This window comes from Planotetraspora silvatica (assembly GCF_016863315.1).
Taxonomy (GTDB): Bacteria; Actinomycetota; Actinomycetes; order Streptosporangiales; family Streptosporangiaceae; genus Planotetraspora; species Planotetraspora silvatica.
Map to the genome: position 1 here is coordinate 77,719 of NZ_BOOQ01000027.1, position 14,056 is coordinate 91,774.

At 73.5% G+C, this 14,056-nt stretch carries 11 protein-coding genes; 5 read left to right on the top strand and 6 right to left on the bottom strand.

Features of this window, described 5'->3' with window-relative positions:
- Positions 1–43: 43 nt before the first annotated feature.
- The gene (locus tag Psi02_RS20740; RefSeq protein ID WP_203976592.1) at positions 44–889 is read right to left on the bottom strand and encodes a hypothetical protein; all 846 of its coding nucleotides are present in this window, start codon (positions 887–889) and stop codon (positions 44–46) included.
- A gap of 121 nt (positions 890–1,010) precedes the next feature.
- Positions 1,011–1,586 carry a GNAT family N-acetyltransferase gene (locus tag Psi02_RS20745; RefSeq protein WP_203976594.1) on the bottom strand — a complete coding sequence of 192 codons (576 nt, stop codon included), beginning with the start codon at positions 1,584–1,586 and terminating at the stop codon, positions 1,011–1,013.
- 18 nt (positions 1,587–1,604) lie between these two features.
- Between Psi02_RS20745 and Psi02_RS20750 the strand changes: the two genes are divergently transcribed.
- Positions 1,605–3,803, top strand: a complete 2,199-nt coding sequence (locus tag Psi02_RS20750) for a RecQ family ATP-dependent DNA helicase (RefSeq protein ID WP_203976596.1) — start codon at positions 1,605–1,607, stop codon at positions 3,801–3,803.
- A gap of 58 nt (positions 3,804–3,861) precedes the next feature.
- On the opposite strand, the gene Psi02_RS20755 is transcribed toward Psi02_RS20750, so the two are convergent.
- Positions 3,862–4,755, bottom strand: coding sequence for a carbohydrate kinase family protein (locus tag Psi02_RS20755; RefSeq protein ID WP_203976598.1), 894 nt, complete (start codon positions 4,753–4,755; stop codon positions 3,862–3,864).
- A 298-nt stretch (positions 4,756–5,053) separates the two neighbouring features.
- Here Psi02_RS20755 and Psi02_RS20760 point away from each other — a divergent pair, with 298 nt between their 5' ends.
- The 4 genes from Psi02_RS20760 to Psi02_RS20775 are packed head-to-tail and all read left to right on the top strand — an operon-like array spanning position 5,054 to position 10,414.
- Positions 5,054–7,702, top strand: coding sequence for a bifunctional acetate--CoA ligase family protein/GNAT family N-acetyltransferase (locus Psi02_RS20760; protein ID WP_203976600.1), 2,649 nt, complete (start codon positions 5,054–5,056; stop codon positions 7,700–7,702).
- A 56-nt stretch (positions 7,703–7,758) separates the two neighbouring features.
- A complete protein-coding gene (locus Psi02_RS20765) occupies positions 7,759–8,349 on the top strand; it encodes a DUF5998 family protein (RefSeq protein WP_203951651.1) in 591 nt (196 codons plus the stop codon).
- A gap of 30 nt (positions 8,350–8,379) precedes the next feature.
- Positions 8,380–9,546, top strand: a complete 1,167-nt coding sequence (locus tag Psi02_RS20770) for an alkaline phosphatase family protein (protein ID WP_239095032.1) — start codon at positions 8,380–8,382, stop codon at positions 9,544–9,546.
- Positions 9,547–9,601: 55 nt separating this feature from the next.
- Positions 9,602–10,414: a sulfurtransferase gene (locus Psi02_RS20775; RefSeq protein ID WP_203976602.1), complete on the top strand. Its 813-nt coding sequence runs from the start codon at positions 9,602–9,604 to the stop codon at positions 10,412–10,414.
- Positions 10,415–10,468: 54 nt separating this feature from the next.
- Here the strand turns inward: Psi02_RS20775 and Psi02_RS20780 are convergent, their stop codons facing one another.
- The 3 genes from Psi02_RS20780 to Psi02_RS20790 are packed head-to-tail and all read right to left on the bottom strand — an operon-like array spanning position 10,469 to position 14,042.
- Entirely contained in the window at positions 10,469–12,961 is a 2,493-nt protein-coding gene (locus Psi02_RS20780) for a CHAT domain-containing protein (RefSeq protein ID WP_203976604.1), read from the bottom strand.
- Positions 12,940–13,524, bottom strand: a complete 585-nt coding sequence (locus Psi02_RS20785) for a hypothetical protein (protein ID WP_203976606.1) — start codon at positions 13,522–13,524, stop codon at positions 12,940–12,942. The genes Psi02_RS20780 and Psi02_RS20785 overlap by 22 nt, the downstream gene beginning before the upstream one ends.
- On the bottom strand, positions 13,521–14,042 hold the full coding sequence (locus Psi02_RS20790; RefSeq protein ID WP_203976608.1) for an RNA polymerase sigma factor: 522 nt from the start codon (positions 14,040–14,042) through the stop codon (positions 13,521–13,523). Before Psi02_RS20790 ends, Psi02_RS20785 begins: the two co-directional genes overlap by 4 nt.
- Between the last annotated feature and the right edge of the window lie 14 nt (positions 14,043–14,056).

A 14,056-nucleotide genomic window follows, 5' to 3' on the forward strand; every position in this document is an offset into this window, starting at 1 on the left:
CTCCTGTCGAGCCGGACGTCCTGGCCTGAGGCTCCTCCCGGCTCTACTCGGCCGACTCGGCGCGGTCGGCCTCGATCCACGCGTCGGTGGTCGCCTGGTGTTCCTGGTTCGACCACTGGACCTCACGGTCGTGCTGGATCACGTCGTTGTAGACCTGGTCCTGGTAGGTGTAGCCCTCGAGCACGCTCGAGTTCCGCGCCACGTTGTCGATCCGCTCCTCGGCCGCGGCCAGGTCGCCGGAGGAGACCGCGTTCGGGTCGAGAGCCGATCTGTAGACGGTCCCGGCGTCGGCCATCTGCGCGTTGAGGTTGTCGAGGAATCCGCCCATGCTGCCGCTCACGGGCGGGACGTAGGCCGTCGACGCTTCGGGGAACAGCGGAGCCGGGTCCGGCGAAACGTCGGCGGCGGTGAGGGTGGCCGCGTCCGTGAGGTCGGAGGAGCCGGACGAGCCCGCGTAGTCCGATGAATCCGACGAGTCGGTGGAATCGGAGTAGTCCGAAGCGTCACCGGAGTCGTACGAGTCGCCGGAGTCCGAGGAGTCGGAGGAGTCGGAGGAGTCGGAGGAGCCCGAGGAGCCCGAGGAGCCCGAGGTGTCCGTGGTGTCCAGGGACGAATCGGCGGAGGTCAGCTGGATGTCCGCCTGGCCGTCGCTGTCGACGTCGAACAACTCCTGGTCGGCCGTCCCGTCGTAGTCGGTGTCGGTGTACTCCACGTCCGCCACGCCGTCCGCGTCGAGGTCGTACCTCTCGGAGTCGGCGATGCCGTCGCTGTTGCCGTCGGTGAACTGCTGGTCGGCGATGCCGTCGCCGTTGTTGTCGACGAGCAGGGTGTCGTCGGTCCCGTCGCTGTTGAGGTCGGCCCACTGCGTGTCGGCGTCGAAGGCGTCCATGCGTTGCTCCGTCGTGATCGGGACAGGTGCGTCACGAATGGGATGCCGGCGGAGGGCGCATTGTTTCAGCCGGGGCCCGACGGAATTCCCCGCCGGCCGTCGCGGGCCGGCGGGAGGGACGTCAGTCGCGCGGGCCCGAGGCCGGCCACGGACCGGGCGTCACGCCCTCGTCCTCGTCGCCGGGCACGTTCAGCCTGGTGTCGTAGATCCGGAAGCCGCGGGCCTGGTAGTTCGCCAGGGCCGCCGGGCCGTCCAGCGAGCAGGTGTGCACCCAGACGCGGCGCGTCTCGTCCCGGCCGGGCCAGCGGTCGGCGAGGTCCCAGGCGCGGGCCGCCCCGGTCGCCAGCAGGTGCCCGCCGAGGCCCTGCCCGATGGCGTACGGCAGGAGCCCGAAGCTGGCGATCTCCACCACGCCTTCCTCCTGGGCGACGAGCTCCACGTATCCGGCGGGCGTCCCCCGCGACCAGGCGACCCACGTCTCGACGCCGGGACGGCTGAGCCAGTCCATCCACTGCCGCCAGGTCCAGGGCAGCCGCATGGTCCACTGCCAGTCGCCGCCCACCGCGGTGTAGAGGAACCGGCTGAACTCAGGGCTCGGCCGTTCCGCGCGGACGACCTCGGCGGGGGTGGGAAGAGGGCGGCCGGGACGTACGTCGCCGGGGCTGGTCTGTTCGAGATACCACGTGGTCACGTCCATAGCAGGCCTTATCAAACCATGACATCTCGCCCGCCCGGCGGCTCCCCTCGGCCGCCAGGCCGCCGGGTACGGGGCCTTTCGTCACCTGAACCTGGTACCAATGACCGGGTGAGCGAAGAGGAGTCCCTGAGAGAAGAGGCCGAGGCCCGGTTGCGGGCGCTGGCCGGCGACGGCGCGCGCCTGCGCGACGACCAGTGGGCGGCGATCAAGGCGCTGGTCGTCGACCGCCGCCGGGCGCTGGTCGTCCAGCGCACGGGCTGGGGCAAGTCCGCCGTCTACTTCATCGCGACGGCTCTGCTGCGCGAGCTGGGCGAGGGCCCGACGGTCATCGTCTCCCCGCTGCTGGCGCTCATGCGCAACCAGATCGCCGCCGCCGAACGCGCCGGCATCCACGCCGCCACCATCAACTCGGCCAACCCGGAGGAGTGGGAGAAGACCTACGCCCAGGTCGCCGAGGGCATGGTCGACGTGCTCCTGGTCAGCCCCGAGCGGCTGAACAACCCCGAGTTCCGCGACCAGGTCCTCCCCGAACTGGCCGAGAGCGCCGGCCTCGTCGTGATCGACGAGGCCCACTGCATCTCCGACTGGGGGCATGACTTCCGTCCCGACTACCGCCGGCTCCGCACGATGCTCGCCGAGCTTCCGCCGGGCATCCCCGTGCTCGCCACCACCGCGACCGCCAACGCGCGGGTGACCCGTGACGTGGCCGAGCAACTGGCCGTGGTCGCGGACCCGGAGGGGGCCGATCTCGGTGACGTCCTGGTCCTGCGGGGGCCGCTGGAGCGCGAGAGCCTCCACCTCGGCGTCGTACGGCTCCGCGGTGCGGAGCAGCGGCTCGCGTGGCTGGCCAGGACGCTCCACGAGCTGCCCGGGTCGGGCATCGTCTACACGCTGACCGTGGCGGCCGCCCAGGAGATCGCCGCCTACCTGCGCGAGCAGGGGCATCCCGTCGTGGCCTACACCGGGCAGACCGAGCCCGCCGAACGGCTGGCCGCCGAGGAGGATCTGCTCGCCAACAGGATCAAGGCGCTGGTCGCCACCTCGGCCCTCGGTATGGGGTTCGACAAGCCCGACCTCGGCTTCGTCGTGCATGTGGGCGCTCCGCCGTCCCCGGTGGCGTACTACCAGCAGGTCGGCAGAGCGGGGCGCGGGGTCGAGCAGGCCGAGGTGATCCTCCTGCCCGGCGCCGAGGACCAGGAGATCTGGAGCTATTTCGGCTCGCTGGCGTTCCCGCCCGAGCCGGTGGTCCGCACGACCCTGGACGCACTCGCCGAAGCGGAGATCATGTCGACCGCCGCCCTGGAGACGCGCGTCGACCTCAGCCGCAGCCGCATGGAGATGATGCTCAAGGTGCTCGACGTGGACGGCGCGGTCCGCCGGGTCAAGGGCGGATGGGAGGCGACCGGCGAGCCGTGGGCCTACGACGCCGATCGTTACGCGCGGGTCGCGGCGGAGCGCAAGGCCGAGCAGGACGCCATGCTCGGCTACATCACGACGGCCGACTGCCGGGAGGAGTTCCTCCGCCGCCACCTGGACGACGATGCCGCGACCCCGTGCGGCCGCTGCGACAACTGCACCGGCGCCCATCGCTCCGCGGAGATCGCGCAGGAGGCCGTCGAAGCCGCCCGGGCCCGGCTCACGCGGCCGGGGATCGAGATCGAGCCGCGTCGGCAGTGGCCGACCGGGCTGGCCGACCTCAAGGGCCGGATCAAGCCGGACCTGGCGGCCGACTCCGGGCGCGCGCTCGGCCGGCTGACCGACATCGGCTGGGGCACCCGGCTCAGGGAGCTGCTCGCGGCGGGCGACGCCCCCGTGCCGGGCGAGGTGCTCGCCGCGGTCGTCGAGGTCCTCACGTCGTGGAGCTGGGCGGAGCGGCCCGTCGCGGTGGTGAGCGTTCCCTCGGCCGGCCGTCCCGAGCTGGTCCGGAGTCTCGGCGAGGGGATCGCGCGGATCGGCCGGCTGACCTACCTGGGCGAGCTGGGTTACCGCAGCGGATCACCGGGCCGTCAGTACAACAGCGCGCAGCGGGTGGCCGCCATCCGGCACACCCTGGCGATGCCGCGAGAGCTGGGCGGCAGGATCGCCGAGCTGGGCGGCCCCGTGCTCCTCGTGGACGATCGCGTCGACACCGGCTGGACGATGGCCCTCGCCGCCGCCCAGATCCGGCACGCGGGCGCCCCCGCGGTGTTGCCCCTGGCACTGGCCACGACCACCTGAGGGCGGGACGACGGAAGGGCCCCCGCCACGAGGCGGGAGCCCTTCCGGAGAAGCCGGATCAGAGGCGGGGACGGGCGCCGAGGTAGGAGATGCACCTGGCGGCCAGCGCGTTGCCCGCGGCCAGGGCCTCGGTGGGCGGCTTTCCGTCCAGCCACGGGGGAAGGAAGCCCGCGGTGAAGGCGTCGCCCGCGCCCGTGCCGTCCACGATGCGGTCGACGGACTCGGCCGGCACACGCACCGGCTCCGACCGGTTGTTGGTGTACCAGAGCGAGCCTTCGTCGTTCAGCTTGATGACGACCTGCGGGAACCAGGCCGTCAGCACCTTGGCCGCGGATTCGGGCTCGTCGCGGCCGGTCAGGACCTTCGCCTGGTCGGCGTTGGCGAACAGCAGCTTCGCGCCGTGGGTCCACTCGAGGAACGGTTCGGCGCCGGTGCGCTCGACGGGGGCCGACGACGCGCAGTCGACCGAGATCGACATCCCGGTCCTGCGGGCGAGGTCCAGCGCGGCCAGGCCGGCGTCCCGAGAGCCTTCGTTGATCAGCGTGTAGCCGGAAATGTGCAGATGGCTGCCCCCCGAGAAGAGGTCGCGGGGCAGGTCCTCGGGGGAGAGCGCGGCGTTGGCGCCCGGGTCCGAGAGCATGGTCCGCTCACCCTTGTGCGTCACGAGGACGACGCAGGTGCCGGTGGGCCGCTCGGGATCCATCACGAGCCGGGCGTCCACCCCGTAGCCCATGAGTTCCATGTCACGGTTCCGGCCGGTGATGTCGGCGCCTCGGCGGCCGATGAAGGCCACCTCCGAGCCCTCCACGGCCAGCCAGGAGGCGACGTTGGCACCGGAGCCCCCACCGTGCATGGTCACAACGGCCGGGGTGTCGCTCGCCCTCGCGAGAGGGAACTTGGCGCGGGCGACCGCGTCCGTCATGAGATCGCCCACCACGACGACCCGCGTCATGATGTCACCACCTTGCCGACTGCTGTGGAGGCGAGTCCGCCGAGCCCTGTGGAGGGGCGGCGTCCTCTCCGTGCTGTGAGGCTGACGCGAAGAAACCTAACAGTTTCCGGGGGTGCCGTGGGGCATAGAGCGGACACCCGGGCATAGTCGATGCACAAGCGTTGCCCAACTCACCAGCTGGCGAGTTGTCTTTTTCCAGGGCAATCCGGGTGGCCCCGGAGCGAGGGACCTCCTGGGTTTCGTAAAAGTAAGAATCGTCTCAATCAACAGCAAGCCGGACAACGCTAGCCTCTCGTTCGTGCGACCTCATTACCCCGCCCACTGGGAAGCGGACGTCGTCCTGTCCGACGGGGGCACGGCACACCTGCGCCCGATCAGGCCGGACGACGCCGACCTGCTGCGCTCCTTCTACTCCCGGCTCTCCGAGCAGTCGATCTTCTTCCGGTTCTTCGGCCCCCGGCCCAGGCTCACCGACCGCGAGGTCGCCTGGTTCACCAACGTCGACTACGACAACCGGGTGGCGCTCATCGCCACGATCGGCACCGAGATGGTCGCGGTCGTACGGTACGACCGGGTCGAGCCCAGGGACCACGCCGAGGTCGCCTTCCTCGTCGAGGACGCCCACCAGGGCAGGGGCATGGCGTCGATCCTGATGGAGCATCTCAGGGCCGCGGCGAGGGAGCGCGGGATCAGGACCTTCATCGCCGACATCCTGCCGGGCAACCACCGGATGACCGGCCTGCTCCGCCAGGCCGGCTACACGGCGCAGAGCCAGTTCGAGGACGGCGTCGTCCGCATGACGCTCGACCTGGCGACCACGGAGACCGCACTCGAGGTCAGGCTGGCCCGCGAGCACCGCTCCGAGGCCCGGTCCATCGAGCGCCTGCTGACGCCGGAGTCCGTCGCGGTCGTCGGGGCCAGCAGAGAGCCCGGCGGGATCGGGCAGACCGTCCTGCGCAACCTGCTCGGCGCCGACTTCTCCGGTCCGGTCTATCCGGTCCACCGGCACGCGCGCGCCGTCGCGGGCGTCCGCGCGTACAAGAGCGTCTCCGCGATCGAGGGCCATGTGGACCTGGCCGTGGTGGCCGTACCCGCCGAGGGCGTGCTGGACGTGGTCAGGGAGTGCGCGGAGAAGGGCGTCAAGGGCCTCGTCGTGGTCTCGTCGGGCTTCGGCGAGACCGGTGACGACGGCCGGTTACGCCAGGAGGAGCTGGTGAGCATCTCCCGGGCGTACGGCCTGCGCGTGGTCGGCCCCAACTGCCTCGGCATCGCGAACACCGACCCCTCGGTGCGGCTCAACGCGACCCTGGCGGCGACCCTGCCCGGCCGCGGCAGGGTGGGGTTCTTCAGCCAGTCCGGGGCGCTCGGCACGGCCCTGCTCCAGAGGGTGGCTCAGCGGGGGATGGGCATCTCGACCTTCGTGTCCGCGGGCAACCGTGCCGACGTCTCCGGCAACGACCTCCTCCAGTACTGGGAGGAGGACCCCGCCACCGACGTGATCCTGCTCTACCTCGAGTCTCTGGGAAATCCGCGTAAGTTCACCCGGCTGGCCCGCCGGATCTCGCGGAGCAAGCCGATCGTCGTCGTCAAGAGCCGCGGAGTCCCCGGCGGCCACGCCGCGCCCGTGCTCAGCCTGCCCGACACGGCGCTGAGCTCGCTGTTCGAGGAGGCGGGGGTGATCCGCGTCGACGACCTCACCCAGCTGTTCGACGTCGCCCAGCTTCTGGCCTACCAGCCGCTTCCCGCCGGTCCCCGCGTCGGCGTGGTGAGCAACTCCGACGCCCTGGCGCTGCTCGCCGTCGAAGCCTGCGTCTCCGCCGGTCTGGAGCCGGCTCCACCGGTGAACCTGGGCGCCCAGGCCGGCGCCGCCGAGTTCGCCGGGGCGTTGTCGGAGGTCCTCACCACCGTGGACGCGGCCGTGGCCGTGTACATGCCCCCGATCCCCGGCAGGTCCGACGAGATCGCCGCCGGGCTGGTGCGGGTCGCCCGGGAGTCGGGCAAGCCGGTGCTGGCCACCTTCCAGGGCGAGATGGGCATGCCGGTCGCCCTCCGCACGCCCGCGGCCCCCCAGGACGCCGCCGGCGCGCCCGGCCAGGCGGCCCCGGGAAAGGGGTCCATCCCCTCCTATCCCGCCCCGGAGGAGGCCGTCCGGGCTCTCGCCCATGTCGTACGGCACGCCCGCTGGCGCGAACGGCCCGCGGGCGCCGTTCCCGCGCTCGACGGCGTCGACGCCGCCGGGGCCAGGGAACTGGTCGCCGCCGCCGTCGGCGAGGACGGCGGGGACCGGGAGATCGACGCGACCGGGCTGCTGGCCTGCTTCGGCGTGGAGGTGTGGCCCGCGGAAGAGGTCAGCTCGGCCGACGAAGCGGTGGCGGCGGCCGAGCGGGCGGGCTGGCCGGTGGTGGTCAAGGCCACCGATCCCGACGCCTCCCACCGGGCGGGGACCGCCCGGATCGGCCTCGGCGAGCCGTCCGGCGTCCGGCAGGCGTACACCGGCCTGGCCGGCCTCCTCGGGCCGGGAGCGACCCTCGCCGTCCAGCGCATGGCCCCGCAACCGGCGGTGCCCACCGTCGTCGGCGTGGTCCAGGACGGCCATTTCGGCGGGGTCGTCTCATTCGGGCTGGCCGAGGTCGCCGCCCGACTCCTCGGTGATCGTGTGTACCGCCTCGCCCCCCTGACGGCGGAGGACGCCGGGGGACTGGTCCGCTCCGTCCGCACCGCACCGCTCCTGTTCGGCCGGTACGGCTACCCGCCGGTGGACGTGGAGGCGCTGAGCGACCTGCTCGTGAGGGTGGGGCTGCTGGCCGACGCGCTGCCCGAGGTGGTCAGGATGGACCTCGACCCGGTCCTGGTGGGCACGTCCGGGGTGGTGGTCCTCGGCGCCCGCGCGGTTCTGCGGCCCGCTTCCGCGCTGCGCCCGGACGGGGGTCCCCGCCGCCTGGGCTGAGGGGCGGAGGCCGCTCGGGTGTGAAACCGGTGTCCCTTACAGGGCAGGATGGACCCATGAGGGAAACCCGAGTCTCCGCCGCGGGCATGCGCGAGGCCATCGACCGCAGCGGCTACTACCCCGACCTGGTGGCTGACGCCGTCGACTCCGCGCTCGGCAAGGAGCAGGTCACGGCTTACGTCGTGCATCACGAGGCCACGTTCGACCCGGCGATGGAAGTCCGCAGGCACGTCACCGTCCTGGTGCTGTCGTCCAGCCGGCTGCTCGTCTGCCACACCGACGAGCACCCGCCCGCGGAGGGCATGCCCGCCTCACACGCCTCCACCACCACAGAGGCCGTGCGGCTCAGCCGGATCCAGTCGGTCGCGGTGACCAGGGTCGTCCCCGACCCGGCGACCTACGTGCCGGGGGTCGCCCCCAGCGAGGTCACGCTCACGATCGGCTGGGGCGCCATCTCACATCTCGATCTCGAGCCCGCGACCTGCGGAGACGAGAACTGCGAGGCCGACCACGGCTACACCGGCGCGATCACGGCCGACGACCTCTCCCTGCGGGTGAGCGAGGCGGCCGACGGTCCCGAGGCGGTCGTCCACGTGCTCGCGTTCGCCAAGGCGCTTTCCGAGGCCACCGCCCGCGCCGCCACCTGACGACCTCTCGCACGTGAGCCTGGAGGCGATGTGACCGAGCCAGGGACCCCCGGACCGCGGCCCGTGAGGGCGTCCGAGACGACGCCGGCCGTGCCCTTCGTGCCGGCGTACGGCACCGCGTCGCTCGCGGACCTTCCGGGGTCCCTGCTCGCCTCCCTGGGGATGCCCACCGCCAACGTCCTCGGTCTCGATCCCGCCGAACGGGTGTGCCTGTTCCTCGTCGACGGGCTCGGGGCCGAGCTTCTCGCCGCCCACCCCGGCGCGGCGCCGTTCCTGTCCGCCCATCTCCGGCGGACGCTCACGGCGGGCTTCCCGTCGTCGACCCCCACGAGCCTGGCCACGCTCGGCACCGGCACCCCGCCGGGCGAGCACGGCATGATCGGCATCTCCATGGCGATCCCGGGCGAGGGGCGAATGCTCAACTGCCTGCGCTGGACGGCGCCGGGCCTGCCCGTCGACCCCGACCTCTGGCAGCCGGCCGACACCGTCTACCAGCGGATGGACTCCCACGGAATCCAGCCGATCTACGTCGCTCCCGGGGCCTTCGACGGCACGGGACTGACCCGGGCCGTCTACCGGGGCGTGCGCTACCGGGCCGCGGAGACCGTCGACGAGCGGGTCGAGGCTGTACGGCAGGCCCTGGCGGAGACCTCCTACGTGATCGTCTACTACGGCGACCTCGACGCCATGGGCCACATGACCGGGTGGGGCAGCGCCCGTTGGCTGGAGGAACTGGCGATCGTCGACCGCATGGCGGAGCGGATCGCCGAGGGGCTGCCCGCGGGGTCGGCCCTGTACGTGACGGCCGACCACGGCATGATCAACGCCGTCGACAAGGTCGACGTGGACGAGTCGCCCGTGCTCCAGGAGGGCGTCGTCATGCTGGGCGGCGACGCACGCGCCCGCCACGTCTACACCGCCCCCGGTGCGGCGGACGCCGTCCTCGAGACGTGGCGCGAGATCTTCCACGGCCGTGCCTGGGTGGTCTCGCGCGAGGAGGCCGTCACCGAAGGCTGGTTCGGGCGCACAGTACGGAAAGAGTGGCTCGGCCGGATCGGCGACGTCATGGCGGTGCCGTACGGCGACTGCGTGATCGTCGCCTCGCGCGCCGAACCGCTCGAGTCGTCGCTCGTCGGCTACCACGGCTCGCTGACGGTGGCCGAGCAGAGTGTGCCTCTGCTGGGGATCCGCCGGTGACGGCGCCGCGGAAGGGCACAATGACGAGGCACATCGCTTCAGGAGGGACGTTCCGATGAGCCCACTGATCACCCCGGAGGAGCTGGCCGCACTCCACGACGTCACCATCCTCGACGTGCGATGGCGGCTCGGCGGTCCTCCCGGGGCCGACTCGTACGCGGAGGGGCACATCCCCGGCGCCGTCTTCTGCGACCTCGACGCCGACCTCGCCTCTCCGGCCGGGCCCGGCGGCCGTCATCCGCTGCCCGCCGCCGACGCCTTCCAGGCCGCGATGCGCCGGCTGGGCGTGTCCGGGGCCCGCACGGTCGTGGTCTACGACGACGCGGACTCCACGGCCGCGGCCAGGGCGTGGTGGACGCTGCGCTACTACGGCCACGGCGACGTCCGTGTGCTCGACGGGGGCCTGCGGGCCTGGGATCGGGCCGGGCTGCCCGTCGTGAAGGACACCGCCGCCGTGCCGCCCGGCGACTTCGAGGCGGCTCCCGGCGGGATGCCGGTCCTGGACGCGGACCAGGCCGCGGCGCTCGCCGACAACGGAGTCCTGCTCGACGCCAGAGCCGGCGAACGCTACCGGGGCGAGGTCGAGCCGGTGGACCCGGTGGCCGGCCACATCCCCGGCGCGATCAGCGCCCCCACGGCCCAGAACGTCGAACCGGGAGGCCGATTCCGGTCGAGGGGATTCCTGCGCGAGCGGTTCAACACGCTCGGCGCGGTCGAGGGCGTCCAGGTCGGCGCCTACTGCGGGTCCGGCGTCACGGCCGCCCACGAGGTCCTCGCGCTGGAGGTGGCGGGGATCACGGCAGGGCTCTACGCAGGTTCCTGGTCCCACTGGGTGACCGACCCCGCCCGTCCCGTCGCCACGGGCTGACCCGGCTCCCGCGCCCAATCCCGCCGGGCGCGGCCCGTCGCGCTTGCCGAGCCCTCAGGTCACCCCGCTCCGGCGGGTCGTGACCCGTCCGCCGACCGGCTCGTCTCCCGCGCCGAAGCAGACGAAGCCGCCGACGCCGGTCTTCGCCGCGGCCGCGGCCAGTGCCTCGGCGGGGGCGCGGCCGTCGGCGAGGAAGGCGTGGAAGACGGTCATCAGGACCGCGGCCTCGTCGTCGCGCACCGGGGCGACCCCGGCGACCACACAGGCGGCGCCGCGGTCGAGGAAGGCTCCGGCCAGGCCGAGCACCGCGCCGTCCACCGGCGCGTGCGCCATCCCCGCGTCGCACGCGGAGAGGATCACCAGCCGGGGGACGGCCCGGAGCCGTCGCAGCTCGTACGCCATGAGGGGACCGTCGTCCAGGGTGATCCGCGACAACATGGGGCTGCGCGGAGAGAACATCCCGTGCGCGGCCACATGCAGCACGTCGGCCCCCTCCAGCGCCGTGAGCATCCCGGCTCTGGTCCCGGCGGCCCGCTCGGCCCCCGGATGCGTCCTGACGACCATGTCCGCCTCAGGCCCGGCGTGCGCCAGTCCCGGCCCGGCCAGCGCGACGACCACAGGCGGGCCGTACGGCTCGGGCGTGCCCTGGGGCCGGACCCGCGCGAACCAGGAGGCACCCTCGGCCGCCACCGACACCGCACGCCCGCGAAGGACGGGAAGCAGCGGCCACGGCAACGTGCACAGCGACCCCGTGGGCACGACGAGCACGGAATTCCCGAGCGGCTCGATGGGCCCGAGCAGCCGCCGGCCGAGCAGGTCCAGCTCGTGGTCCAGCCCCTCCGCGGCCTCGGCGTCCCGTAGGTTGCGCCGGCGAAGGCCGTACCTGATCCGGACCGTCGCCTCCGCCGCGGCGGTGTACGAGCCGAGCGGGTGCAACGCGCATCCCCGCGAGCCGACGGCGATCCCCCAGAGATCGTCGCCGTCCCGCACCAACTCCACGAGGGTGCCGTCCGGCGCCGGGTGACGGACGAAGGCGGCGGGAGGCGGCGCGCCCCGCACGATCGCCCGCCACCGCTCCGCCCACGTGAGGACGGTCCAGGGATCCCCGCGGCCGAGCGCCGTCCTCAGGCCGAACGCGGCGAGATCCTCCGCCGGCCGGGCCGCGTGCGCCCGCATCGCGGGCTCGGCCGACTCGCCGTCGCGGACCGGCGTCGCGACCGCGTCCAGGCCCGCCGCCGCGGCCTCGAGGGCGCCGTCGACGTCGCCGTCGAGATGCAGACGCATGGCCCTGGCGTGCTGCCCGATCAAGGCCGTGGACGGAGATCCGGCCAGCAGGTCGAGCTGGTCCCGTGCGGTCCCGAGGTCGCCCAGACGGCAGGCCAGATCGGCGGCGGTGAGCCGCAGCGCGCAGGAGGCGCCCGCCCAGCCGGACCCGGCCAGGCGCCCGGCGCACGCGAGGAGATCGGCCAGCAGCTCATGCCCCGGCTCCTCCTGGAGGACGCGGGCACGCAGAACGACCTCCGCCGCCAGGGGCGCCCATGCGGCCCGTCCCTGGCGGCGGAGCTCGGCGAGCGCGGTCTCGGCCGTCATGGCGGCCCGGTGGCCGTCGCCGGTGAGGAGCTCCGCGCGGGCCAGCAGGAGCCGGGCCTCGGGGAGCGCCGCGTGCGCCCCGGCCGCCTCCAGGTCGGGCACGGCCTGTTCCACGACCGCCCGCGCCTCGCCGGGCAGGCGTGCCGCCAGGAGCGCCTCCGCGTAGTCCGTCCGCATCGCCGCGAGGCGTTCGGGGTAGCCGAACAGCGCCGACTCCGCGGCCTGGTACCTCTCGAAGGATGCGGGGATGTCACCCCGCCGGGCGGCGACGAAGGGGAGGTTCCCCTCCGCCAGCATGGCCACGTGGTCGAGGCCGGCCTGCCTGGCCAGGGCCGCGCACGCCGACAGGTCGGCCTCCGCCGCGCCGTACTCCTCGAGGAAGGTGCGTGCCAGGCCGCGGTTGAGCAGGCCGCCCGCCTGGAACTTGGGGTCGCCGCCCAGCGACTCGACCGCGTCGTCACAGTGACGGACGGCCTCCCCGTGGCGTCCGAGAAGGATGAGCGCCACCGAGCGCTGCACGCCGAGCCGCGCCAGGTCGCCGCCCGCCAGGTCCCGCTCCGCCAGGTCGGCGAGGCGCAGCCCGCCCTCGGGATCCCCGAGTTGGGCGCGGACCGTCACCAGGGACATCCGGGCCTGCGCCACCCGTCGCGGCCACCCCTCCCCGGCGGTGATCGCCTGCAGGAGCCGCTCCTCGGCCAGCGCGAGGTCGCCCAACTCCCGGGTCGCGAGGGCCGACGCGCGCAGCGCGATCGAGACCGCCTCGGCGCACGGCTCGCCCGCCGTCTCCGCCAGTACGGCTCTCGCCTCCGCCAGCGCCACACGAGGGTCGGTGCCGGAGAGCAGGACCGCCGCCTCCGCGCGCGCGACGAGGCCTGCGGGGGACTCCGCGACGGGCTCAGGCTCGGGTGCGGGCTCAGGCTCTGGTGCGGCGGGGGTCACGAGCGGACGTGCATCCACCGGGTGGACACCGGCGGCTCGCCGGGACGGTGGCAGACCACGCTGACCCAGCCCGCCGGCAGGCCGCCGACCGCGAACCGGCCGTTCTCCGACAGATCGCGTGTCTTGCTGACGTGCGACGTGCGGATCTCGACCTGCCAGCCGCTGCCGCTGCCGCTGCCAGTGTCGGTGCCCGTGCCGGTGCCGGTGCCGCCACCGGTGCCGGGCCAGGCACTCGGACCGGAATCGCGGCCGGCGTCGGTTCCGGAACCGAAAGCGCAACCGGAAGCAGGGGAGACCTGCCCGGCCACCTCCAGGCGGCCGTCGGCGACGACGGCCTCCACGTCGATGGTGAGCCCGGCCACCGCGAACCGGCGCACCCCCGGACCGTCGTCCTCGGGGACGCCCGGCGCCCCGCCTCCGGACCTGGCGCCTCGCGGCCCGGAGATCTCGACGGGCGCCGCGACGATCCCCTCGGGCAGGCGCAGATGGAAGGCCGCACGGGCGTCGGCGGAGACACGGCCGGGCACGGGGTCGGCGCCGGCGGCCATCCGGAGCGCGGCGAGCAGGTACTCGTCCCTCATGCGGGCTCCTCCAGCAGACCACGCAGGCGCGACATGCAGCGTGCCCGGGTCGGGCCGATGCTGCCGGGCGAGATGTCGAGGCGGATCGCGATCTGGGCGTACGTGGCCTCCGGCCGCAACACGGACATGCGCAGAAGCGAGCGGCAGGGCTCGTCGAGGGTGTCGAGCCGCTCCCAGACGTGCCGGCCGAAGTCCGCGTCGACGATCGCCGCGGCCGGATCGGGCAGCACGGCGTCGGGCAGGTCGTGGCCCGCCGCCACCTCTCCCCGGCGCCTGCGGCTCAGCCGGAGAGCCTCATGCCGGGTGGTGGTGACGAGCCACGCGCCGATCCGTTCGGGATCGCGGATGCCGTCGAGGTTCTCGACCATCCGCAGCCAGGCGCCCTGGACCGCGTCCGCGGCGTCGGTGTGGCTCAGCCCGAAGGCCCGGGCGACCGCCCACATCCTGGCGCCGAAGCGGGCGACGAGGTCTTCCCACGCGGCCTGGTCGAGACAGGCGAGGGACTTTTCTACGGTCATGGACGTCACTTCGC

What these genes read in the sequence shown, in the direction of transcription:
- Psi02_RS20765 (WP_203951651.1), top strand. Translation starts at nt 7,759, where the DNA reads ATGAGGGAAACCCGAGTCTCCGCCGCGGGCATGCGCGAGGCCATCGAC.
- Psi02_RS20775 (WP_203976602.1), top strand. Translation starts at nt 9,602, where the DNA reads ATGAGCCCACTGATCACCCCGGAGGAGCTGGCCGCACTCCACGACGTC.
- Psi02_RS20755 (WP_203976598.1), bottom strand. Translation starts at nt 4,755, where the DNA reads ATGACGCGGGTCGTCGTGGTGGGCGATCTCATGACGGACGCGGTCGCC.
- Psi02_RS20745 (WP_203976594.1), bottom strand. Translation starts at nt 1,586, where the DNA reads ATGGACGTGACCACGTGGTATCTCGAACAGACCAGCCCCGGCGACGTA.
- Psi02_RS20785 (WP_203976606.1), bottom strand. Translation starts at nt 13,524, where the DNA reads ATGAGGGACGAGTACCTGCTCGCCGCGCTCCGGATGGCCGCCGGCGCC.
- Psi02_RS20750 (WP_203976596.1), top strand. Translation starts at nt 1,605, where the DNA reads ATGACATCTCGCCCGCCCGGCGGCTCCCCTCGGCCGCCAGGCCGCCGG.
- Psi02_RS20790 (WP_203976608.1), bottom strand. Translation starts at nt 14,042, where the DNA reads ATGACCGTAGAAAAGTCCCTCGCCTGTCTCGACCAGGCCGCGTGGGAA.
- Psi02_RS20740 (WP_203976592.1), bottom strand. Translation starts at nt 889, where the DNA reads ATGGACGCCTTCGACGCCGACACGCAGTGGGCCGACCTCAACAGCGAC.